Source organism: Pseudomonas sp. 10B238 (assembly GCF_000970615.1).
Lineage (GTDB): Bacteria > Pseudomonadota > Gammaproteobacteria > Pseudomonadales > Pseudomonadaceae > Stutzerimonas.
Genome location: NZ_KQ033931.1, coordinates 261948 through 283581, shown reverse-complemented (window position 1 = coordinate 283581; position 21634 = coordinate 261948). Strand labels below are relative to the sequence as shown.

Annotated in this window: 18 protein-coding genes; 11 read left to right on the top strand and 7 right to left on the bottom strand. The window is 58.3% G+C overall.

Annotated features, from left to right (window positions below; all coding sequences use genetic code 11):
- Window position 1: 1 nt before the first annotated feature.
- On the bottom strand, window positions 2-640 hold the full coding sequence (gene upp, locus RT21_RS09795; protein ID WP_045424968.1) for a uracil phosphoribosyltransferase: 639 nt from the start codon (window positions 638-640) through the stop codon (window positions 2-4).
- Between the two features lie 175 nt (window positions 641-815).
- Between upp and RT21_RS09790 the strand changes: the two genes are divergently transcribed.
- From RT21_RS09790 to RT21_RS09775, 4 genes are all read left to right on the top strand, one after another.
- On the top strand, window positions 816-1373 hold the full coding sequence (locus RT21_RS09790; protein WP_046162600.1) for a hypoxanthine-guanine phosphoribosyltransferase: 558 nt from the start codon (window positions 816-818) through the stop codon (window positions 1371-1373).
- A 583-nt stretch (window positions 1374-1956) separates the two neighbouring features.
- The gene (locus tag RT21_RS09785) at window positions 1957-3840 is read left to right on the top strand and encodes a DUF1302 domain-containing protein (RefSeq protein ID WP_046162599.1); all 1884 of its coding nucleotides are present in this window, start codon (window positions 1957-1959) and stop codon (window positions 3838-3840) included.
- Window positions 3841-3948: 108 nt separating this feature from the next.
- Window positions 3949-5310 (top strand): DUF1329 domain-containing protein, encoded by a 1362-nt coding sequence (locus RT21_RS09780; RefSeq protein ID WP_045424971.1) that lies wholly within the window; start codon window positions 3949-3951, stop codon window positions 5308-5310.
- Window positions 5311-5584: 274 nt separating this feature from the next.
- Window positions 5585-8206 carry a LuxR C-terminal-related transcriptional regulator gene (locus tag RT21_RS09775; protein WP_046162598.1) on the top strand — a complete coding sequence of 874 codons (2622 nt, stop codon included), beginning with the start codon at window positions 5585-5587 and terminating at the stop codon, window positions 8204-8206.
- A gap of 135 nt (window positions 8207-8341) precedes the next feature.
- On the opposite strand, the gene RT21_RS09770 is transcribed toward RT21_RS09775, so the two are convergent.
- The 4 genes from RT21_RS09770 to RT21_RS09755 form a co-directional block, all read right to left on the bottom strand.
- Window positions 8342-8611, bottom strand: a complete 270-nt coding sequence (locus tag RT21_RS09770) for a DUF3509 domain-containing protein (protein WP_046162597.1) — start codon at window positions 8609-8611, stop codon at window positions 8342-8344.
- 106 nt (window positions 8612-8717) lie between these two features.
- The gene (locus tag RT21_RS09765) at window positions 8718-8981 is read right to left on the bottom strand and encodes a YebG family protein (RefSeq protein ID WP_045424976.1); all 264 of its coding nucleotides are present in this window, start codon (window positions 8979-8981) and stop codon (window positions 8718-8720) included.
- A 96-nt stretch (window positions 8982-9077) separates the two neighbouring features.
- Window positions 9078-9542: a hypothetical protein gene (locus tag RT21_RS09760; protein WP_046162596.1), complete on the bottom strand. Its 465-nt coding sequence runs from the start codon at window positions 9540-9542 to the stop codon at window positions 9078-9080.
- Window positions 9543-9675: 133 nt separating this feature from the next.
- Window positions 9676-10137, bottom strand: a complete 462-nt coding sequence (locus RT21_RS09755) for a DUF721 domain-containing protein (RefSeq protein ID WP_046162595.1) — start codon at window positions 10135-10137, stop codon at window positions 9676-9678.
- A gap of 239 nt (window positions 10138-10376) precedes the next feature.
- Between RT21_RS09755 and secA the strand changes: the two genes are divergently transcribed.
- The 7 genes from secA to RT21_RS09720 all read left to right on the top strand — a co-directional run bounded on the left by secA (window position 10377) and on the right by RT21_RS09720 (window position 20033).
- A complete protein-coding gene (gene secA, locus RT21_RS09750; RefSeq protein ID WP_046162594.1) occupies window positions 10377-13115 on the top strand; it encodes a preprotein translocase subunit SecA in 2739 nt (912 codons plus the stop codon).
- A gap of 112 nt (window positions 13116-13227) precedes the next feature.
- The gene (gene argJ / locus RT21_RS09745) at window positions 13228-14445 is read left to right on the top strand and encodes a bifunctional glutamate N-acetyltransferase/amino-acid acetyltransferase ArgJ (RefSeq protein ID WP_046162593.1); all 1218 of its coding nucleotides are present in this window, start codon (window positions 13228-13230) and stop codon (window positions 14443-14445) included.
- A gap of 78 nt (window positions 14446-14523) precedes the next feature.
- On the top strand, window positions 14524-15462 hold the full coding sequence (locus RT21_RS09740; protein ID WP_046162592.1) for a Nudix family hydrolase: 939 nt from the start codon (window positions 14524-14526) through the stop codon (window positions 15460-15462).
- Between the two features lie 191 nt (window positions 15463-15653).
- On the top strand, window positions 15654-16217 hold the full coding sequence (gene ahpC / locus RT21_RS09735) for an alkyl hydroperoxide reductase subunit C (protein WP_046162591.1): 564 nt from the start codon (window positions 15654-15656) through the stop codon (window positions 16215-16217).
- Between the two features lie 140 nt (window positions 16218-16357).
- Entirely contained in the window at window positions 16358-17920 is a 1563-nt protein-coding gene (gene ahpF / locus RT21_RS09730) for an alkyl hydroperoxide reductase subunit F (protein ID WP_046162590.1), read from the top strand.
- A gap of 228 nt (window positions 17921-18148) precedes the next feature.
- Window positions 18149-19276 carry a DUF3182 family protein gene (locus RT21_RS09725; protein WP_046162589.1) on the top strand — a complete coding sequence of 376 codons (1128 nt, stop codon included), beginning with the start codon at window positions 18149-18151 and terminating at the stop codon, window positions 19274-19276.
- Window positions 19260-20033, top strand: coding sequence for an alpha/beta hydrolase family protein (locus RT21_RS09720; RefSeq protein ID WP_045424993.1), 774 nt, complete (start codon window positions 19260-19262; stop codon window positions 20031-20033). The genes RT21_RS09725 and RT21_RS09720 overlap by 17 nt, the downstream gene beginning before the upstream one ends.
- On the opposite strand, the gene RT21_RS09715 is transcribed toward RT21_RS09720, so the two are convergent.
- Window positions 20030-21055 carry an ion transporter gene (locus tag RT21_RS09715; protein WP_046162656.1) on the bottom strand — a complete coding sequence of 342 codons (1026 nt, stop codon included), beginning with the start codon at window positions 21053-21055 and terminating at the stop codon, window positions 20030-20032. The genes RT21_RS09720 and RT21_RS09715 overlap by 4 nt on opposite strands.
- Window positions 21048-21632 carry a cob(I)yrinic acid a,c-diamide adenosyltransferase gene (locus RT21_RS09710; protein ID WP_046162588.1) on the bottom strand — a complete coding sequence of 195 codons (585 nt, stop codon included), beginning with the start codon at window positions 21630-21632 and terminating at the stop codon, window positions 21048-21050. The genes RT21_RS09715 and RT21_RS09710 overlap by 8 nt, the downstream gene beginning before the upstream one ends.
- Window positions 21633-21634 lie beyond the last annotated feature (2 nt).

The window sequence follows — 21634 nt, the reverse complement described above, 5'->3', positions numbered from 1 at the left end:
CTCAGATGTCCTTCTGCTTGGTGCCGAAGATCTTGTCTCCGGCATCGCCCAGTCCGGGCATGATGTAGCCGTTCTCGTCCAGGCGGTCATCAATGGAGGCGGTATAGATGGTGACGTCCGGGTGTGCCTTTTCCACGGCCTCAATGCCTTCCGGTGCAGCCACCAGAACCAGGGCGCGGATTTCCTTGCACCCGGCCTTTTTCAGCATGTCGATTGCTGCGACCATCGATCCGCCGGTTGCCAGCATCGGATCGATGATCATCGCCAGGCGTTGGTCGAGATCATCGACGAGACGCTCTAGGTAAGTGTGCGCCTGCAGAGTTTCCTCATTGCGTGCAATGCCGACCGCGCTGACCTTGGCACCTGGTATCAGGCTGAGTACGCCGTCGAGCATGCCGATGCCCGCACGAAGAATCGGCACAACGGTAATCTTCTTGCCAGAAATCTTTTCAACCTGGACCGGGCCGCACCAGCCATCAATGCTGTAGTTTTCCAGCGGCAAGTCGCGAGTCGCTTCGTACGTCAGGATCGAACCAACCTCCTGCGCCAGTTCGCGAAAATTCTTGGTACTGATATCGGCACGGCGCATCAACCCAAGTTTGTGGCGAATAAGCGGGTGGCGGATCTCTCGAGTGGTCATGGTTGGCTCCGGCGGTCAAATAAACCGGCGTAGATTAATGCATCAGGGTGTTAGCGGCTATTGATGTATCCGAGAGGGCTTGCCCTGTGCCTGGCTGCATCGGTATCGTCGCGCCCCTTAATTTGAGGGCGGCTGATCGAGCTGCTTCATCTTTCAACTGTCTTGGAGCATCGCCATGTCCGTCGATCTTGCACACGTCCGCCAGATCATGGCTGAAGCCGACTGCCTTTATTCCGACCCCGAGGTCGAAGCAGCAATCGACGCGGTGGCCGCGAAAATCAATGCTGAACTGGCCGACCGAAACCCTGTGGTGTTCTGCGTGATGAACGGGGGGCTGATTTTCTCCGGCAAGCTGGTTACCAAGCTGAATTTCCCGCTGGAACTCTCCTACCTGCATGCGACGCGTTATCGCAACGAAACCAGCGGAGGGGAGCTGTTCTGGAAAGCCAAGCCAGAAATCTCGTTCATGGATCGTGATGTGCTGATTATCGATGACATCCTCGACGAAGGGCACACGCTCGGCGCAATCATTGATTTTTGCCGGCATGCCGGCGCTGCCGCTGTGCACACTGCGGTGCTGGTCGATAAGGATCATCAGCGCAAGGCGCGCCCAGATCTTAAGGCTGATTATGTTGGGCTCAGCTGCGTCGATCGCTACGTGTTCGGTTATGGCATGGACTACAAGGGTTACTGGCGGAACGCGCCTGGCATTTTTGCTGTTAAAGGCATGTGACGAGTTACCCGCTGGCACTAAGTCGCGCATCTGAAAGCGTCCGGATCGCGGCTTCTGACCTAAGCGATAAAAAATGCGCGGTGGTCTTTCTCGCATCGGCCTAAAGGCTTCCTTCCGACAGCCTGTCTCGCTCTGTCTTCGCGCCTCGGCAGCGGTTCTGGTCTCTGTGAGCGTTGGCGTTCCATTCCCTTCCGGCTGTTTCGTTTCGCCCCACGCGTTGCGCTTTGGTAACGCTCTTGCGAATCGCTGCGAGTTTCTTCGTCGCGGCGGATAGTGCCTGTGCCCGCGTAAAGCTCGGCTGTTCGAGTAAACGACGACCAGTTGCGCTCAGCTCCGCCTAAATCCTCGCGAACAGCATCGCAACTGCTCTATTTAGAGGGTTGCGTCTCTTTGACTGGCGGCTAAGCTCTCGGGTAGCTTCGTCGAAGGTCATCCGCTGCGCTGGCAGCTATCCGGTTGTAGGCCAGTGCTGGGAAGGCCATTCATACTTAAGAGTGACAAAGCAAATCAAACCTTAGTGCGCTTAACCCTCTGCCTTCGTGTGGTTAGGGTGAACGTACTTCGAACCAACCAGGAGCGCCTCATGACAAAAACAACAAGGCAAGGAATCTTCCAGCCCAAGACCCTGGCCCTCGCGGTCGCGTTGGGCACTGCATCACCCGCTTACGCTGTCACGTTCAATATTGGGGAAGTGGAGGGGCAGTTGGACTCGGCGATGTCGATCGGCGCCAGCTGGTCGACGACGGACCGGGATATGGATTTGGTAGGTATCAATAATGGCGGTACTGGATACACGCAGACTGGTGATGACGGCCGTTTGAACTTCAAGAAGGGCGAGACCTTCTCCAAGATTTTCAAAGGTATTCACGATCTTGAATTGCGCTATGGCGATAGCGGTGCCTTTATTCGTGGCAAATACTGGTACGACTTTGAACTGAAGGATGAAAACCGTCTGTTCAAGGACATCAGCGACAGCAATCGTAAGGAGGCTGCGCAATCCTCCGGTGCTCAAATTCTCGATGCTTTTCTCTACCACAACTATTACTTGGGTGACCTGCCTGGCACCGTCCGCGTTGGTAAGCAGGTTGTTAGCTGGGGCGAAAGCACGTTCATTGGCAACTCGATCAACTCGATCAACCCGCTAGATGCAGCGGCGTTCCGCCGTCCTGGCGCCGAGATCAAGGAAGGCTTGATCCCGGTAAACATGCTTTATGTGTCGCAGAGTGTTAGTGATCGGTTAAGCATGGAGGCGTTCTACCAGCTTGAGTGGGATCAAACGATTGTTGATAACTGCGGTACCTTTTTCGGTAGCGATGTAGCGCAGGATGGGTGTGATAACAATTATCACGTTGGGAATCCTACCATTGCCCCGCTTCAGCCCCTTGCCGCTAGGTTTGGACAAGGCTTCGATGTGACATCGGAAGGGATCGTCCTGCCACGCGGCGGCGATCGCGATGCTCGTGACTCTGGTCAGTATGGTTTCGCGTTTCGGTGGCTGGGCGATGCCACCGAATATGGCCTTTATTTCATGAACTACCATAGCCGAACGCCGATCGTGAGTACGCAGACCGCATCGGGGATCCTCGATGTGGCCGGTAGTCCCGCTTTTGGTGAGGCTGTTGCCGGTGCGGTTGCTGTTGCGAATGGTCCATGTGCTCCCGCGGTTTTCGGTCTTGGGACGCCTGCTTGCGTACGAGGTGTGGCTGGTGGGTTACTGCAGTCTGCGGCATTAGGTAACGGCAAGTACTACCTTGAATACCCAGAAGATATCCGGCTATACGGAGCAAGCTTCTCGACGACGCTGCCGACAGGTACGGCATGGTCCGGCGAAATTAGTTATCGTCCGAACGCTCCGGTACAAATCAACACAACCGATCTAAGTCGTGCGCTGCTCAATCCGCTATCGATAGCTAATACCGGCTCGGCAGCATCTCCCGTTGCAACTGCCGAGGGAGCTGATAACCGTGGTTATAACCGTAAGGAGATCACTCAGGTCCAGACGACCTTCACTCATTTCTTCGATCAGGTATTGGGCGCTGGCCGAGTAACTGTTGTAGGGGAGGTTGGGTTCGCTCATGTAGGTGGCTTAGAAAGTACAAGCGATCTCCGCTATGGCCGTGATGCCATTTATGGCACCCCGGACGATGCCGGCCAGCTTGCTGCGTACGGTGATGAAGGCTTCGTAACTGCCAATTCCTGGGGCTACCGCCTGCGTGCACTTGCGGATTACAGCAACGTATTCGCTGGCGTAAACCTCACGCCAAACGTGTCCTTCTCTCACGATGTGGACGGTTACGGACCGAACGGTCTGTTCAATGAAGACTCGAAAGCTGTGAGCGTCGGCGTCGACGCGGTCTATCAGAACCGCTATACGGCCAGCCTGTCCTATACCGATTTCTTCGATGGCGACTACAACACGCTGGTTGATCGCGACTTTCTTGCCCTGAGCATGGGCGTGAACTTCTAAGGAGGCTATTTCAGTATCGCCGTACGGAGCTCTTATGAGAGCTCCGCTACGCGCCAGTCTACATACAAGGCCTCCGGCCAAAACAAGATCAAGAGGAACTGGAAGCGTATGAAAACAACAAAAAAATTATTCAGTGTCTTGGCCTTCTCGCTGCTGGCAAGCAGCGTGATGGCTGCAGTCTCTCCAGAGGAAGCCGCAAAGCTCGGCAATACTTTGACTCCACTCGGTGCCGAGAAGGCGGGTAACGCCGAAGGAACGATTCCAGCCTGGACAGGCGGGTTGTCCACCGATGCCGCACCGCTGGATGACGGGCATCTGACCAATCCATTCAAAAGCGAACAGCCTGAGTTCGTTATCACCGCGCAGAATGTCGATCAATATAAGGACAAGCTGACGGCGGGCCAGCAGGCGATGTTCAAGCGTTATCCAGAAACGTACAAGATGCGGGTCTTTCCAACCCACCGCACTGCAGCAGTGCCAGACCGCATCTACGAAGCAGCCAAAAAAAGCGCTTTAAATACCGAGTTGGTTGACGGTGGTAACGGTATCGCCAATTTTTCCGATAGCCGCTACTACGCATTCCCTATCCCGAAGAACGGCCTGGAGGTCGTCTGGAACCATATTACGCGGTACCGCGGTGGCAACGTTCGCCGTAACATTGTCCAGGCAACCCCACAAACCAATGGTAGTTACACCTTGGTGCACTTCGAAGACGAAGTGGCTTTCCCTAGCGACATGACGGATCTGGATGCAGAGCGCGCCAAGAACGCGTTGCTTTTCTTTAAACAGCGGGTAACAGCACCGTCGCGTCTTGCTGGTAACGTTCTGCTCGTACACGATTCGTTGGATCAGGTGAAAGAGCCGCGGCAGGCCTGGATTTATAACGCCGGCCAGCGTCGTGTGCGTCGTGCCCCGCAGGTTGCCTATGACGGTCCAGGTACCGCAGCAGACGGCATGCGGACCACTGACAACTTCGACATGTTTAGCGGTGCGCCTGATCGCTACGATTGGAAGCTGGTCGGTAAGAAGGAGTTGTATATTCCATACAACAGCTACGAGATCAATTCTAGCGACGTGCAGTACAGCGACATTCTGAAAGCCGGTCACGTCAATCAGGATCTCGCGCGTTACGAGTTGCATCGTGTCTGGGAGATCGAAGCCAACCTCAAGGAGGGTGAGCGCAACATCTACGCCAAGCGTCGTTTCTTCGTAGATGAAGATACCTGGACTATTGTGCAATCCGAGTTGTATGACGGCCGCGGCCAATTGTGGCGCGTCGGTGAGGCGCACATGTTGCAGTACTATCAGCACAAGGTGCCGGCCTATGCCTTCGAGGCGCTTTACGACATTATCTCGGGGCGCTATATCGCCATCGGCTTGAGTAATGAAGAACCAGCGCACGAATTCGGCTACAAAGCGTCGGCTCGCGACTTTACGCCTGCTGCATTGCGTAATGCAGGGGTGCGCTGATCGAGCAGCATCTGTACGGTGAATAAGGCGGCCAGTTGGCCGCCTTTTTTATTTTCGGCACAGCAGGAGTGATATTTTTCAGCCATTAGAGATCGGTATCCAACCAGTCCGGGTGGTTTTGCTTGCAAGGCGAGTCGACAAAAGCGCCACAATCGTGCAGGTTATTACCGCGCAAGCGCATCGATACGACCATGTCGACTGGCCCTGGAATAGGTGCTGACGCAGCGCTCAATGCGCTTCTCAATGGACTGATACGAATAAGAGAAACCTCGCTATGTCCGTACGCTTCAACCCTGGTGCCCTCAGCACAGAAGCCGCCGCGCAGGTTCAAGTTGCGACTATTCCACGTCTCCCACCGCTGCATATACCAAGGCCACGACTCGTCGATGCACTGCTCGAGGCCCGGTGTCGACTGCGTTTGATCTGCGCACCCGCCGGGTTTGGCAAGAGCGTACTCATGAATGAGTGCGCGCGGATGGTGCCTGCCGATACACATCTCGTATGGCTTGATCTCGGCGGCAGGGCTTTCTCTGCTGAAGCTCTGTGTTCACAGCTGCGCCGGGTATTAAGCGGTACAACTTCAGAGAGCGGGGACGTTCAGCAAGATCTCATCAACCTGCTGAATGATTTTCCGCGGCCGCTTTGGATCATGTTGGATGATTATCCGAGAGAGGTAACCGCGCCGTTCGACGCCTGCCTCGACTTGCTTATCGAAAGGGGGCCCGAATCCGTCAGCTGGTGGGTTAGCAGCCGTCGGCAACCCGCTTGGAAGCTACCCAGGCTATTGCTGCAAGGTGACTTGTTCGAGCTGGAAGCCGAGGCGCTGGCGCTGACGGCTAGCGAGCTGCGGTTGTTGCTCAAAGCACACCGTCTGGAGCTCGCCGATGACACGTTCAAGCAACTATTGGCGGGCAGCGAAGGGTGGTTGGCGGGTGTCAGTTTGCTGTTATTGAATGCAGATGAGCAGGCGGTTCGTGAGCGGTTGACCGCCGGTACGTCATTGTTGCGGGATTATGTGCAGCGCGAAGTGCTTGAGGGGCAGAGTGAGGATATCTGCCGCGCGCTGTTCGCGTTGGCGCGCATGCCGCGCTTTTCATCGCAGCTGTGTGAGCATGTCCTTGACGGCATAGGAAATGACCTTCTCGATGTGCTTAAGACGTCCCAGCTGTTCATTCGTCAAACCGATAACTGTGGTGAATGGTATCGCCTGTGGCGGCCGCTAGCGTTGATGTTGCAACGCATGCCAGGTGTAGCATCACCCACCCAGACGCACCTGCGTGCCTGTCAGTGGTTTGCCAATCGCGGTGAAATGCGTGAGGCGGTGGAGCATGCCCTGTGGGCAGGGCAGCCAGAAGTCGCAGCCAACTTCTTACAGCGCTACGGGCAGGAGCAGCTGCTCATCGGCGACAACGTTTCGCATTTCATGAAGTGGCGTAGTGAACTTCCGCAAGATTTGTTTAACAGCACGACCCGGCTGATCGTGTTGCATGGCTGGGCTTTAATCATTTCGGCTCGGTTAGACGAAGTGGATGACTGCCTCGCCGATCTGGCCAAGTTCTTTCCTCAACCCGATGCTCGACGGCAGGCGCAGCTGCTTGCTCAGTGGCAAGCGTTGCGCGGTTTTCTAGCGCGTTTGCGTGGCGAGCCTGAGGCCAGGGATTATTGCCTTCAGGCTCTGGAGGTCCTGTCTGACCACGCTTGGGCGCAACGGGTGCTTTGTTATCAGGCGTTGTCCCAGCAGGCGATAGCCGAAAGCCAGCTCGAGTTGGCCCAGCATTACAATAGCGAAGGCATGAAGCTTGCGCGGCTCAAGGGCAGCGTGCTGTATGAAGCGATGCTCAGTATCGATCGAATCCAACTGCTGGAAATTACCGGCGAGTTCGAGCGAGCCGTTGGAGTGCTCGAAGAGTCACTGATGGTGCTACGCGACGGTGTCGGCCATAGCCCGATCATCGGCCGACTGAAGCTGCTACGGGGCCATCTGTTGGCCTATCAGGGGCTCGACGAGCCGGCCCGCGAGGCGTATCAGCAGGGCCGAGTCGAGACGGAAACCTGTGGTGATTCATATGTATTCTTCGGCTATGCCGGGCTGGCGGAGCTGGCAGCTCGCAATCAGGAGTTCCCTACGGCCTACCATTGGCTGCGAGAGGCCGAGCGGCTGGCACAGTGGCGACACGTGCCGGAGGCCCGTTTCCGCGGCATTCTGCCGTTGATAACTGGACTGACGTGGTTGCATCAGGGGCAATTGAAGAAGGCCAGGGCCGTGTTTATACAGGTGCTCGAACTTTACGATGGGCACACGTATATCGCCCCTTCTGGGTTCTACGAGTTGCTGCCGCGGGTTCAGCGCTACCTTGCGGTGATCGACCTACTGTCCGACCGGGGTGCGTTGGCCATCGACACGTTGCGTGAACTTATCGAGCAAAACCTCCGTTCGCAGCGGTTGGGGCTGGCCTGTGAGTGTCGCTTCACGCTCGCCGAAGCGCTTCAAATGGATGGCCAGCATGACGAAGCGGAGCTGGAACTTCGCAAAGCGCTCGGCGAGGCAGCAAGGCAGCATCTGGTCAAGCCATTGTACGAGTTGCAGCATCGCCAACCACAATGGCTTGCCAAGATGTTGCCTGCAGGAAAGGGGGAAAGCCTGCGCGATCGTTTGCTGCAATTTGAGCGAGAGCCTGAAGAAAGCGTTGCCCCCGGCGATGAGGCCATCCTGAGCAATCGCGAGCTCACGGTCCTGCGTCTCATCGCCCAGGGGTGTTCGAACCAGGAGATTGCCGAGCAACTGTTTATTTCTCTGCATACAGTCAAGACCCATGCCCGGCGAATCAATACCAAGCTCGGGGTGGCCAGACGTACGCAGGCGGTCGCACGAGCCAAGGCTTTGGCCTGGCTGTGACCCTCGTCAGGGAATGAAGGGCTAGATGCTTGCCGCGAATCATGATGCGCCGGCTGCAAGGCTCCGGCGGAGGGAGGCTAACTTTTGTTCTTGTTTAGCAGAAGGTGATCGCCGGAGGTGCAGAGCCTCCCGGCATTACTGTGCGGCTGAGCGCGAATGCTTGGTCAGGCGATAAGAGCTGGATTGGCCGCCTCGTTCGATGGCGAGGCTGAACTGCAGGCTGGTGATCAAGCGTTCGAGCTGATGCTGGTCCCGCCATTGGCTGGAGCTGATGAAACGCTTCACTGCCACACCTGCCGTGTCGGTCAGGGTCAGCAGAATACTTCCGTCGGGTTTCTGGATGCTGAAATTGACGTTGTAGTCTGGCTGAAACACATCGCTGATTTTTTGGAAAGGACTGTTCATGCCGGTACCTGATTGGATGACTGCCCCCAATGGACCTAGTACCGATTAACTAGTTTCGCCCGCTGGACGTGTTCCTTGCGACGGATCACCGCAGGGCCATAATGTCTCAGGATGGTGTGGCGGAAGCTGGCAGCTCTTCCAATGCCTCCGGATTGTTTTTAAAGGCCTTCGCAAACAGGTCACGGTGTCGGGCCATAAAGATGCCGATGTCGTCGGCCTGCTGTTCGCTCAGTGAAGGCGTAGCCTTCTGCAGTGCCGCAGCCAGGGCTTCGGCCAGCTCGAGCATTTTGTCGTGACGATCGGCTTCGGCTTTATCCATGAACAAGCGCTCCAGGTCCCGGCTGCTGCGGTACACAACTTCGACGGCCATCTGCCACCTCGGCTCAAATGAATGGAATACTGTTTATTCATACAGCATAAGCTGCCTGGCGAAGATTGAAAAGCGTCGAGGTGTCAAACTGTCAGCTCAGTTGGCGAAGTGGCCTCGAAGCCGCTCGGCGCGAAAGTCTAGGTTGCTGCTCCGGTAGCCTGAGCGCAACGGTGGTAGCGGGGCGCAGGATTGCCAGCGTTCGCCGGGTTGCAGGTCCCCCGGGCCACGGTATTGCGGCGCGTCATAGTTGGAGGTCACCAGATTAAGGCTGGAACCCGGAGAGTAGGCGGCTACCTCCCAACTCAGTTTGCGCATTGGCTTGGGGCTATGGTTGTCCAGAATGATGAGCAACGGCTGTCCGGCCGGGCAGCTCGTCGGTGCATACGACATCCGCAGCTGGAGTTGAGCAAGCAGCTGCTCTTCCCGTTGTTCTTGCCAGATCACCCAGGCCGCAACGATACCAAGGCCAAGCAGCGCTCCCAGCGAAATCGGTACCGCCCGAAGGGGGTACCGAATCAATAGGATCAGCCAGGTTGCGACTAGAAACGCGCCGATCAGCATGGCGAGGGGGCGCGCGAATAGTTGACCATGAAAACCTCTTTTCACCGTGATCTAGCAGACATCCTAACGCTGGCTCGCACGGGGTGCGACTTTCAATTGCCAGGCATGTGGCCGTGGTGCCTGTGGATGCTGTTCAAGCATCTCTGTCGTGGCGGGCGTGGCTAGCGAGCCGCTCAAGCGCGGCCCTGAGCTTGGGGTCCTTAATGCCACGAGCGGTTTCCTGGATATTGTCTGCTGCACGCGCCGACAGTGCTGGCGGCGGCCCGGGTTTGTGCCGCGGCGTTTCGGGGGGCTGTACCTTGAACTGGATACGGCTCAGGCCGCTGAATTCTTCCAGACACAGCAGTTGCCGTTGTAAGCGTCGTTGTTGGTAGCGCAGTCGCGTTGCCCAGTGGCTGTCGGTAACGATCAGCAGCAGTGTCCCTTCGCGCCATGAGGCCACACGACAAAACTCTCGTGCTGCGGGCTGCAACTGGCCGTCGACCAGTTGCTGTAGTCGATCCAGCCGCTTCGCTTCGCCAAACAGCGCTTTTAGCGGTTTGGCCTCGCGCAGCAGCGACGCAGAGGCTCGGGCCGGCAAGGGGCGAAACGACATGGTTGACGCTCATGAGTGAAGAGCCGGCATATTAGCAGAACCCTGCAATAGCCTTCTGATCGTACTGTCACCCCTCAAACCTACGACCGGCTCGCCTGGTTCCTGGCGCCATTGGCTGGCTCAGCTGCGCAGTAGGCACCTTTCCTCTCGGACGTTTCCGAGTAGAATGCCCCCTTTGCACGAAGCCGTGGTGGCCCTGCGGCCGTGCCTCCATCCCCAGCATGGAAGTCTTTTTCGATATGTTTGCGCCTTTAATGAAGAAGCTCTTTGGTAGCAAAAATGAGCGTGAGGTCAAGCGCATGCTCAAGGCGGTTCAATCCGTCAATGCGCTCGAAGAGCAGATGCTGTCTCTCTCCGATGAGCAGTTGCGGAGCAAGACCGAAGAGTTCAAGGCCCGCCTCGGCCAAGGCGAGACCCTCGACCAGATTCTTCCCGAAGCGTTTGCCGTTTGCCGCGAAGCAGGCAAGCGTGTGATGGGCATGCGTCACTTCGATGTACAGCTGATCGGCGGCATGACGCTCCATGAAGGCAAAATTGCTGAGATGCGTACCGGTGAGGGCAAGACGCTGGTAGCGACCTTGGCCGTATACCTCAACGCACTGGCGGGCAAAGGGGTACATGTCGTTACAGTGAACGATTACCTGGCGCGTCGCGATGCCAACTGGATGCGTCCGCTGTATGAGTTCCTGGGCTTGACGGTTGGTATCGTCACACCTTTCCAGCCGCCGCAAGAGAAGCGAGCGGCGTACGCTGCCGATATCACCTACGGTACGAACAACGAGTTCGGCTTCGACTATCTGCGCGACAACATGGCGTTCAGTCTCGAAGAAAAGAACCAGCGCGAACTCAATTTCGCGGTCATCGACGAAGTCGACTCGATCCTTATCGATGAAGCCCGCACGCCACTGATCATCTCCGGCCAGGCCGAAGACAGTTCCAGGCTCTATCAGCAAATCAACCAGCTGATCCCTCTGCTCAAGCAGCACATTGAAGAGGAAGAGGGCGTCGTTACCCAGGAAGGTCACTTCTCGATCGACGAAAAGACACGCCAGGTCGAGTTGAACGAATCGGGTCACCAATTCGTCGAGGAAATGCTGACCAAGGCAGAGCTGCTCGCCGAAGGTGAGAGTCTGTATTCCGCCCACAATCTCGGCTTGTTGACCCACGTGTATTCCAGCCTGCGTGCGCACAAGCTGTTCCATCGCAACGTCGAGTACATTGTCCAGAACAGCCAGGTGCTGTTGATTGACGAGCACACCGGCCGGACCATGCCAGGTCGTCGTCTTTCCGAGGGCCTGCATCAGGCCATCGAAGCCAAGGAAGGGCTGCCGATCCAGCCGGAAAGCCAGACGCTTGCATCGACCACCTTCCAGAACTACTTCCGTCTGTATAAAAAGCTATCGGGCATGACCGGTACTGCAGACACAGAAGCGTTCGAATTCATGCAGATCTACAACCTGCCGGTAATGGTGATTCCGACCAACAAGCCGCTGGCACGTAAGGACTACAACGACCTGGTCTATCTGACCCAGGAAGAGAAGTTTGCTGCCATCATCGCGGACATCAAGGATTGCCAGAACAATGGTCGTCCCGTTCTGGTGGGCACTGCAACCATCGAAACATCTGAATATGTCTCGCGTCTGCTGGTCAGCGAAGGCATCGAACACAAGGTGCTAAACGCCAAGCACCACGACAAAGAAGCCGAAATTATCGCGCAGGCGGGACGCCCGGGTGCGGTGACCATCGCTACCAACATGGCAGGCCGAGGCACCGACATCCTGCTCGGCGGCAACTGGGAAGTTGAAGTGGCGGCGCTTGAGAATCCAACGGATGATCAGGTCGCGCAAATCAAATCCGACTGGCAGAAGCGTCATCAGGCCGTACTCGAGGCGGGTGGCCTGCATGTGATCGCCTCCGAGCGTCACGAGTCGCGCCGTATCGACAACCAGCTGCGTGGGCGCGCCGGGCGCCAGGGCGACGCCGGTTCGAGCCGCTTCTACCTGTCGCTGGAAGACAGTCTGATGCGCATCTTCGCCTCGGATCGGGTGAAGAACTTCATGAAGGCACTGGGCATGGAGTCCGGTGAGGCGATTGAGCATCGTATGGTGACCAACGCCATCGAAAAGGCTCAGCGCAAAGTCGAAGGCCGTAACTTCGACATGCGTAAGCAATTGCTCGAATACGACGACGTCGCCAACGAGCAGCGCAAGGTGATCTATCACATGCGCAACAGTCTGCTGGCCGCCGAGGAAATCGGAGAGACCATCAGCGAATTCCGCCGTGAGGCGCTCGATTACGCCATCAATCAGCACATTCCGCCGCAGTCGCTGCCCGAGCAATGGGATATCAGTGGGCTCGAAGCGGTGCTCTACAGTGACTTCGGAGTGCGGCTACCGGTCCAGCAATGGCTCGACGAAGACGAGAAGCTGTATGAGGAGACGCTGCGCGAGCGCATCCTCGAGGCGCTGATAGCGGCCTACAACGAGAAAGAAGAATTGGCTGGCGCCGAGGCGCTGCGCACTTTCGAGAAGCAGATTGTCCTGCGCGTACTCGACGATCTGTGGAAGGATCATCTGTCGACGATGGATCATCTGCGTCATGGTATCCACCTGCGCGGCTACGCTCAGAAAAACCCGAAACAGGAATACAAGCGCGAGTCCTTTACGCTGTTTCAGGAACTGCTCGAGTCCATCAAGCGCGACAGCATTCGGGTTCTGTCCCATGTGCAGGTTCGTCGCGAAGACCCAGCCGAGGAGGAGCAGCGTTTGCGCCGCGACGCTGAAGAGCTGGCGCAGCGTATGCAATTTCAGCATGCCGAGGTTTCGGCGCTGGAAGCAGACCAAGAGGATCCAGAGGCTGAGGGCGATGTAGCGGCAGCTGCAGCTCCCACGCGTACCGAGCAAAAAATCGGGCGCAACGAACCATGCCCTTGCGGGTCCGGAAAGAAGTACAAGCATTGCCACGGACAGGTTCAGTAAGCTGGCCCTACTGTGTTGACCCGCGCCGCGACCGGCCCTAGCCGCTCGCGGCGTTTTTCTCCCTGATTTTCGGTGGCCGAAGGCCATCCATCCTTTCTGAAGGAGCGCATCAATGGCAGTCGGTCTTGGTCCCCTACCTACACTGCACCCGGTTCCCGGTTTCGAGCTCGGCATCGCTTCGGCGGGTATCAAGCGACCTGGCCGCAAGGACGTCGTAGTGATGCGTTGCGCCGAGGGCTCAACGGTCGCGGGTGTATTCACCCTCAACGCCTTTTGCGCAGCGCCCGTCATTCTTGCGAAGCAGCGGGCTCAGGGAACGGTACGTTACCTACTGACCAATACAGGAAACGCTAACGCTGGAACTGGTGAGCCTGGAATGCAGGCAGCCATCCGCAGCTGTGCCAGCCTGGCCACGTTGGCTGGCGTTAACGCTGATGCAATCCTGCCGTTTTCTACCGGCGTCATCGGTGAGTTGCTGCCAGTTGAGAAGATCGAGGCGGCGCTTCCCGCAGCGTTGGCCGACCTCGATGAAAATCACTGGGCCGAAGCCGCCACCGGCATCATGACTACAGATACGCTGCCCAAGGGCGCGAGCCGTCAATTCGAGCACGCTGGCGTGACGGTTACCGTGACCGGTATTTCCAAAGGTGCCGGCATGATCCGGCCCAATATGGCGACCATGCTTGGCTATATCGCAACCGATGCGAAGGTTGCTCAGCCCGTATTGCAGGATCTGCTGCGGGATGCGGCCAACAAGTCGTTCAACCGTATCACCATCGACGGCGACACCTCGACCAACGACTGCTGCATGCTGATCGCTACAGGCAAGGCTGACGTCGCTGAAATCACTGAAGCCTCTGGTGAGCTGTTCACCAAGCTCAAGCAGGCGGTCTTCGATGTCAGCATGGAAGTGGCTCAGTCCATCGTCCGTGACGGCGAAGGTGCCACCAAGTTCGTCACCGTCCAGGTCAACGGTGGGCGCAACCATCAGGAGTGCCTCGACGTTGGTTATGCCGTCGCCCACTCGCCGCTGATCAAAACAGCACTGTTCGCCTCCGATCCGAACTGGGGGCGCATTCTGGCGGCAGTCGGTCGTGCAGGCGTTCCCGAGCTGGATGTGAGCAAGATCGATGTCTATCTGGGCGCCATATGTATCGCCAGCCAGGGTGGACGTTCGCCGAGCTATACGGAAGAGCAGGGCGCCGCGGTCATGGCTGAGGAAGAAATCGAGATCCGTATCGAACTCGGTCGCGGTAATTGCAGCGAGACGATCTGGACCACGGACCTCTCTCACGAATACGTGCGGATCAATGCCGAATACCGCACCTGATCCGTTGGCAATCGGCATGCTGAATAAACTGCTGCGGCAGGTCCCGGCGACGGGCGGACCTCCGTTTGGTGTCGGAACATGAAACGGCTCCACGTCGCTGCTGGCGTGATCCGTGGCGCCGACGGTCATGTGCTGATCGCCAAGCGCCCCTTGGACAAGCACCAAGGTGGGCTGTGGGAGTTCCCCGGCGGCAAGGTCGAGGAAGGTGAGACTGCAGAGGCTGCGCTCGCGCGGGAACTGGCAGAAGAATTGGGCATTGCGGTAATTGCTGCGTGGCCCCTGATTCAAGTCCGCCATGACTATCCGGACAAGCAGGTGCTCCTCGACGTCTGGGAAGTGCTTGAGTTTGACGGCGAGCCGCACGGGGCCGAGGGGCAGCCGTTGGCTTGGGTGGCTGCGGAGGATCTGCCGCGTTATGACTTTCCCGCGGCGAACCGGCCGATCATCGCTGCGGCTCGCCTGCCGAAGTCGTACCTGATTACCCCGGACAACTTGGCGCCACAGGAGCTGCTTTGCGGTGTGGCGTCCGTGTTGGATGCAGGGGTTCGGCTGCTGCAGCTACGCTGCCCCTCGCTGTCGGACGCTCGGTACCGGGCGCTGGCAGCTCAAGTGCTGGAAATGTGTGCCGGGCGTGCGCAGGTAATGCTTAAAGGGCCACTGGAGTGGGCCCATGATTTTCCGGACGCCGGCTGGCATCTAACGGCCTCGCAGCTGCGTAGGTACGCCGACGCGGGCAGGCCCATAGAACCGGAGCGATGGCTCGCCGCGTCATGTCACGATTTGGCCGAGTTAGATCTGGCGAAGCAGATAGGGGTTGATTTCATTGTGCTCTCGCCGATACTTGCTACCGCCTCGCACCCCGAAGCGAGGCCTTTGGGGTGGCAATGCGCCGCCCAATTGCTGCTAGGCTTCGCTCAGCCTGCATATCTACTGGGCGGCCTTGGTCCGAGTGATGTGGCGAGGGCAGCTCAGGTTGGTGCGCAGGGCGTCGCTGGAATTCGGGCCTTCTGGCCATGAGCGGTAGCGTCTAGAGAACGGACCCTCGCCTGAATTGTCGGGCGATGATGGTGTCTTACGGGCCGTCGTAGATTGATAGCGATAAGATAGAAGTACTCTATCGAAGCTATTTTCTCAATCAATTAACCGTATCTGGTTTCGTGCGCTATCTTAGGCGCCGTTAAATTCTGAATCCCAAAAGGAGTTAGTAGATGTCTCTGATCAACACCCAAGTCCAGCCGTTCAAAGTCAACGCTTTCCACAATGGCAAGTTCATCGAAGTCACCGAAGAGTCCCTCAAGGGCAAATGGTCGGTGCTGATCTTCATGCCTGCAGCCTTTACCTTCAACTGCCCGACCGAGATCGAAGACGCTGCCAACAGCTACGCCGAGTTTCAGAAGGCCGGTACCGAGGTGTATATCGTCACCACCGATACCCACTTCTCCCACAAGGTTTGGCACGAGACTTCCCCTGCGGTCGGCAAGGCCCAGTTCCCGCTGATCGGCGACCCGACCCACCAGTTGACTCGCGCTTTCGGCGTGCACATCGAAGAAGAGGGCCTGGCGCTGCGTGGCACCTTCCTGATCAACCCGGAAGGCGTGATCAAAACCGTTGAGATTCATTCCAACGAAATCGCCCGCGATGTCAGTGAGACGCTGCGCAAGCTGAAAGCCGCTCAGTACACCGCCGCTCACCCGGGCGAAGTTTGCCCGGCCAAGTGGAAAGAAGGCGAAGCCACTCTGGCCCCGTCGCTGGATCTGGTCGGCAAGATCTAAACAGCCGTCTGGGCGCTGCGCTTGGTCGCAGCGCCACTGTGCTGTAGTTCGGACGATTCATCGGTCCGAGCCCCAACGCCTGGGCGTAAACCGTCCGGGCGTTTTATTACCTGAATTATGCAAGAAGGGGAACGCTGCTCATGTTGGACTCCAATCTCAAAGCGCAACTGAAAACCTATCTGGAAAAGGTCACCCAGCCGTTCGAGATCGTTGCATCCCTCGATGACGGCGCCAAATCCCAGGAAATGCTCGCCATGCTGGAAGACATTACCAGCCTGAGTGACAAGATCACCCTACGCACCGACGGCAACGACGTGCGCAAACCTTCGTTCGCGCTCAACCGTATCGGTGGCAACATCAGTCTGCGTTTCGCCGGCATTCCGATGGGCCACGAGTTCACCTCGCTGGTGCTGGCCCTGCTGCAGGTCGGTGGTCATCCGTCCAAGACCGCACCTGAAGTCATCGAGCAGATCAAGAATCTCGACGGCGAATACAATTTCGAAACCTACTTCTCGTTGTCCTGCCAGAACTGCCCGGACGTGGTCCAGGCGCTGAACCTGATGGCCGTGCTCAATCCGAACATCCGCCACGTCGCCATCGACGGTGCCCTGTTTCAGGAAGAAGTCACCATTCGCCAGGTCATGTCCGTGCCGAGCATCTACCTCAACGGCGAGCTGTTCGGTCAGGGCCGCATGGGTGAAGAGGAAATTCTGGCCAAGCTCGACACTGGCGCGTCAGCGCGTGATGCCGAGAAACTCAGCGCCAGGGATGCCTTCGACGTGCTCGTCGTCGGCGGTGGCCCAGCCGGCGCTGCCGCGGCCATCTATGCCGCCCGTAAGGGCATCCGTACCGGTGTCGCAGCCGAGCGTTTCGGTGGCCAGGTGCTCGACACCATGGCCATCGAGAATTTCATTTCGGTCACCGAGACCGAAGGCCCGAAGCTGGCCCGCGCACTGGAAAACCATGTGCGCGAGTACGACGTCGACATCATGAACCTGCAGCGCGCCGCCCAGCTCATCCCGGGCTCCGATGGCGGGCTGCACGAGATCAAGCTGGAGAACGGTGGCTCGCTGAAGGCCAAGACGCTGATCCTCGCCACCGGTGCCCGCTGGCGCGAAATGAACGTGCCGGGTGAGCAGGAATACCGTGGCCGTGGCGTCGCCTACTGCCCGCACTGCGATGGCCCGCTGTTCAAGGGCAAGCGCGTGGCGGTGATCGGTGGTGGCAACTCTGGCGTGGAAGCGGCCATCGACCTGGCCGGTATCGTCGCCCAGGTCACGCTGATCGAGTTCGACAGCCAGCTACGCGCCGATGCCGTGCTGCAGAAGAAGCTGCACAGTCTGCCCAACGTCACCGTGATCACCAGTGCACTGACCAGCGAAGTCACTGGCGATGGCAAGAAGGTCACCGGGCTGACCTACAAGGACCGCAACTCCAGCGAATTCCATGAACTGGAGCTGGAGGGCATCTTCGTGCAGATCGGCCTGCTGCCAAACTCAGATTGGTTGAAGGGTACGGTAGAGCTGACGTCGCGCGGCGAGATCATCGTCGATGCGCGTGGCGAGACATCACTGCCGGGTATCTTCGCCGCTGGTGACGTTACAACTGTGCCGTACAAGCAGATCGTCATCGCTGTTGGCGAGGGCGCCAAGGCTTCGCTGAGTGCCTTCGATCACCTGATCCGCAGCTCTGTCGAAGACTGAGCGTCGAGGTAAAAGAAAGGGGAGCAGGCCAAGGTCTGCTCCCCTTTTTTGTTTCTGGCTGCTGACGTCCAGACCCACACGGGATGCGATTCGAAGGATAGATAGTCGATATCCAAGGTCTACCTTATTACACCGGATCCGCTTTGGCTCGGGTGGTAACGAGCGAAACGGGCGGCTATCGATCCGCTCGCCGTGCATGTATCAGCAGTCCATGGAGCGAGTCCTCATATGATCAATGCGGATGCGCCGCAAACGCCCCGCGGGGCAGTAGTGACTCTGGCCAACAGGTCCAGAGACCCCAAACATGAAAAGGCCGTGCATGAGCATCTGGCCAAGCGTCTAGCGGCAGTTAAAGGCCTGACGTTTCTCGGTGAGTACGACCGATCCATCGAGTATTCGCATCCACTGTATTTCGTGCCGTCTGGCACCATCATCGGTACAGACGCAGCCCGTGAGCTAGGCCTCGATGATGAGGAAGATCTGTTCGGTGGGGTGGTACCGCAGGCATTCATCGAAACCAAGGCCATCACGCATCCGCTGGTGCGTCCGGATGCAGATGCGCCAGTTGGTTGGTCTCGTGACTTCGCGGCGCGTGTCAGTGGCAGCGTGCTTCCCGGCTATAGCGTTTTTTCGCTCGCAGATGCCCGCGAAGCCGGGCGGCGGCTATTGCATGAAGGTTCGCTGCGGCTGAAACCAGTGCGAGCCACCGGCGGGAGAGGGCAGGAGCGCATCAATACCGAGCAGCAGCTGGATAATGCGCTGGAACACGTCGACGAGAAGGAGATGGCTCAGTATGGGCTGGTGCTCGAGGCCAACCTGGAGCACGTGACGACCTTCAGTGTTGGGCAAATTCGGGTGGCGGGAAGAACGCTCAGCTATTACGGGACTCAGCGCCTGACGCCCGACAATTCTGGCGAGACGGTTTACGGCGGATCCGATCTGGTCGTATCGGACGGTGACTTCGAGGCCCTGCTAGGGCTCGATCTTCCGGAGAAGGCCCGGCTGGCCATTATGCAAGCGCAGGTCTACGACGATGCCGCATCGGCGTGCTTTCGAGGATTTTTCGCGTCCCGTCGTAACTACGATATTGCCCAGGGCGTTGATGGTCGTGGTCGTGCCTGTTCCGGTGTGTTGGAGCAGTCATGGCGGATCGGGGGCGCAAGCGGCGCCGAAATCGCTGCGCTTGAGACACTCATGCAGGGCCAGAGCGGAGCAGTACGGGCGTCTACCGTTGAAGTCTATGGTGAGTCGCAAGTAGTTCCGTCCGGTGCGACCGTACTGTTCCGGGACGAAGACGCCGAGGTTGGCTTTATCACCAAGTACGTAGTGGTGGAGGATTATGGCGACTCAGAGTGAATGCGTAGACATCCTGGTCGACGATGAGCATATCGCCGGAACTTTCCTCTCCCCGCCAACCAAACTGCCCGGCGTCCTGTTCGTGCACGGCTGGGGGGGGAGCCAGGAACGTGACCTGACGCGCGCCCGAGGTATAGCGGGGCTGGGATGCATCTGCTTGTCCTTCGACTTGCGCGGCCATGCCTTGACGCTGGCGCAACAGCAAACCGTTACGCGCGAGCAGAATCTCAATGATCTATTGGCCGCCTACGATCTGCTGGCGCAACACCCGAACATCGACTCATCGGCGATTGCCGTAGTGGGCACCAGCTACGGCGGTTACCTGTCAGCTTTGCTTACGGCGCTGAGGCCAGTTAAATGGTTGGCCATGCGGGTTCCAGCGCTGTACGGGGACGATGACTGGATGGTGCCCAAGCGCCAGCTGAACCGGGACCTGCTCAATCAACTGCGTGGTCGACGAGTCGTGCCGGAGGAAAACCGTGCCCTGGCAGCCTGCGCCGACTTTCGTGGCGACGTGCTGATCGTCGAGTCCGAGCACGATCACCTGGTTCCGCACAGCACCATCATGAGTTACCGTGCCGCCTTCCATCAGACGCATTCCCTGACGCACCGGATCATTCTCGGTGCTGATCATGCGCTAACCAGTGATTGCTGCCAGAAGGCCTATACCGACATCCTCGTTAACTGGGCGACCGAAATGGTAGTCGGGGCTCGACTCGACCAGCAGGAAGGCGTTGCCGCGGCGAACCGTCGCTAGCCTGGGGGTGAAGGTGGCTGAATGGGTCCTACAAAACGGCTCCAGCGTCGATCCAGAACCTGCTGTTTCAGGACTTCGATGACATCCACCAGCAGCTCTTCGAGCGCCAGGTCAGTGTTCTCATCCTGGTAAACCCAGGCCTCGAAAAACTCGTCGGCCAGGTTTCGTGCAAGTCTCTGGAACTGTGGGCTTTGAAGTCCTTCGGCGGCGCCTTGAAGTAGCTGCGCGGCGATATCGCTGAGCGCTTCATCCAGGGTATCGGCGACTCGTCCCCCCATGGGCAGGCGGCGCAGGCGGATCACCTCCGGGTTGTTCAGCAGGGCCTGGTGAATCAGTCCGCCCACATAGCCTTCGATGGCTCCCCGATTGTCCCGGTAGCCGGTCTCCAACATGCTGTGCATGCGACGGGAAAGGTCGTTGAGCAGCCTTTCCTTGCGCGGCCTGACCACCTCTTGCAGCAAGCGGCGGGAGAGGTCGTCGCTGGCTCCGATCTCCTGCTGCATGCGGCTGAACAGGCGAACCATGACGCGATCGGATAGTTCTTCGAGCAGCAACAGGTAATAACGGTTGGCCAGGCCAAACACCGCCCAGCGTCGCATGTCGATCAGCCCCAACCGTTGCAGACGGATCAACAGGCTGCCGACGCGCAGCACCCGCAGCCAGCGGAAGCCGCTCAACGGAATGCAGCCGAGCACGTCATACCAGTGAGCGAAGGGGTAGTAGTACCAGCGTGCGTAGCGGCGTTCAAACAACGCGACGGTCCAACCTAGCAGCACGTCGAAGACAAAAATCGCGACGAAGGCGAGGTCGATGTGCTGGAAGTTCTGGTGAATCAGCGCGTTGTAGCGTTGATGCAGGGCGGGAGCCCATTCGGCCAGGGCGTCATTGATCGGCTGCAAAATGAACAAGCTATCGAACAGGATGAGCCCAAGGTTGATGCACACCAGCAGGACGATCAGGACTTCCCAAGCCGCGTGCAGCCCGTCGATTAAGCGCTCGCGCCGCCGCGTTTGCTCAGGCATCGGCAGGCGCACTGGCCGCATGCCAGAGGATTTCAGCGCAGCCCTGACGCCGCGCAATCAGCCGGGCCACAACGAAGAAAAGGTCCGACAGGCGATTGAGGTAAGCCAGGCCGACCGCGCGTAGCGGCTCGATCGCATTAAGTTGCTGACAACGGCGCTCGCTGGTACGCGCCATGCTCCGACACAGATGGGCGAGGGCGATCAGTCGTGAGCCGCCCGGCATGATGAAATCTTCCAGCGGTCCTAGCTCCTGATTCCAATGATCGATCGCCTTCTCAAGACGGGCGACCTCGGCGTCGGTCAGTGCCTGATACTCAGGCATCGCCAACTCACCGCCCAGGTCGAACAGGCGATGCTGGCAGGGCCCGAGGACTTCGATCAGTTCGGCCAGATCCGGCCAGCGCGCCTGGGCTTCGGCCAGCTCGGCCAGCAACAGGCCCAGTTGACTGTTGAGGGTGTCTATTTCGCCCATCGCCTCGATTCTTGGGTGATCCTTGGGCACGCGGCGGCCGTCGGCCAAGCCGGTTTCTCCGGCATCTCCGGTACGGGTATAGATCTTCGAGAGTCGGTTGCCCATCT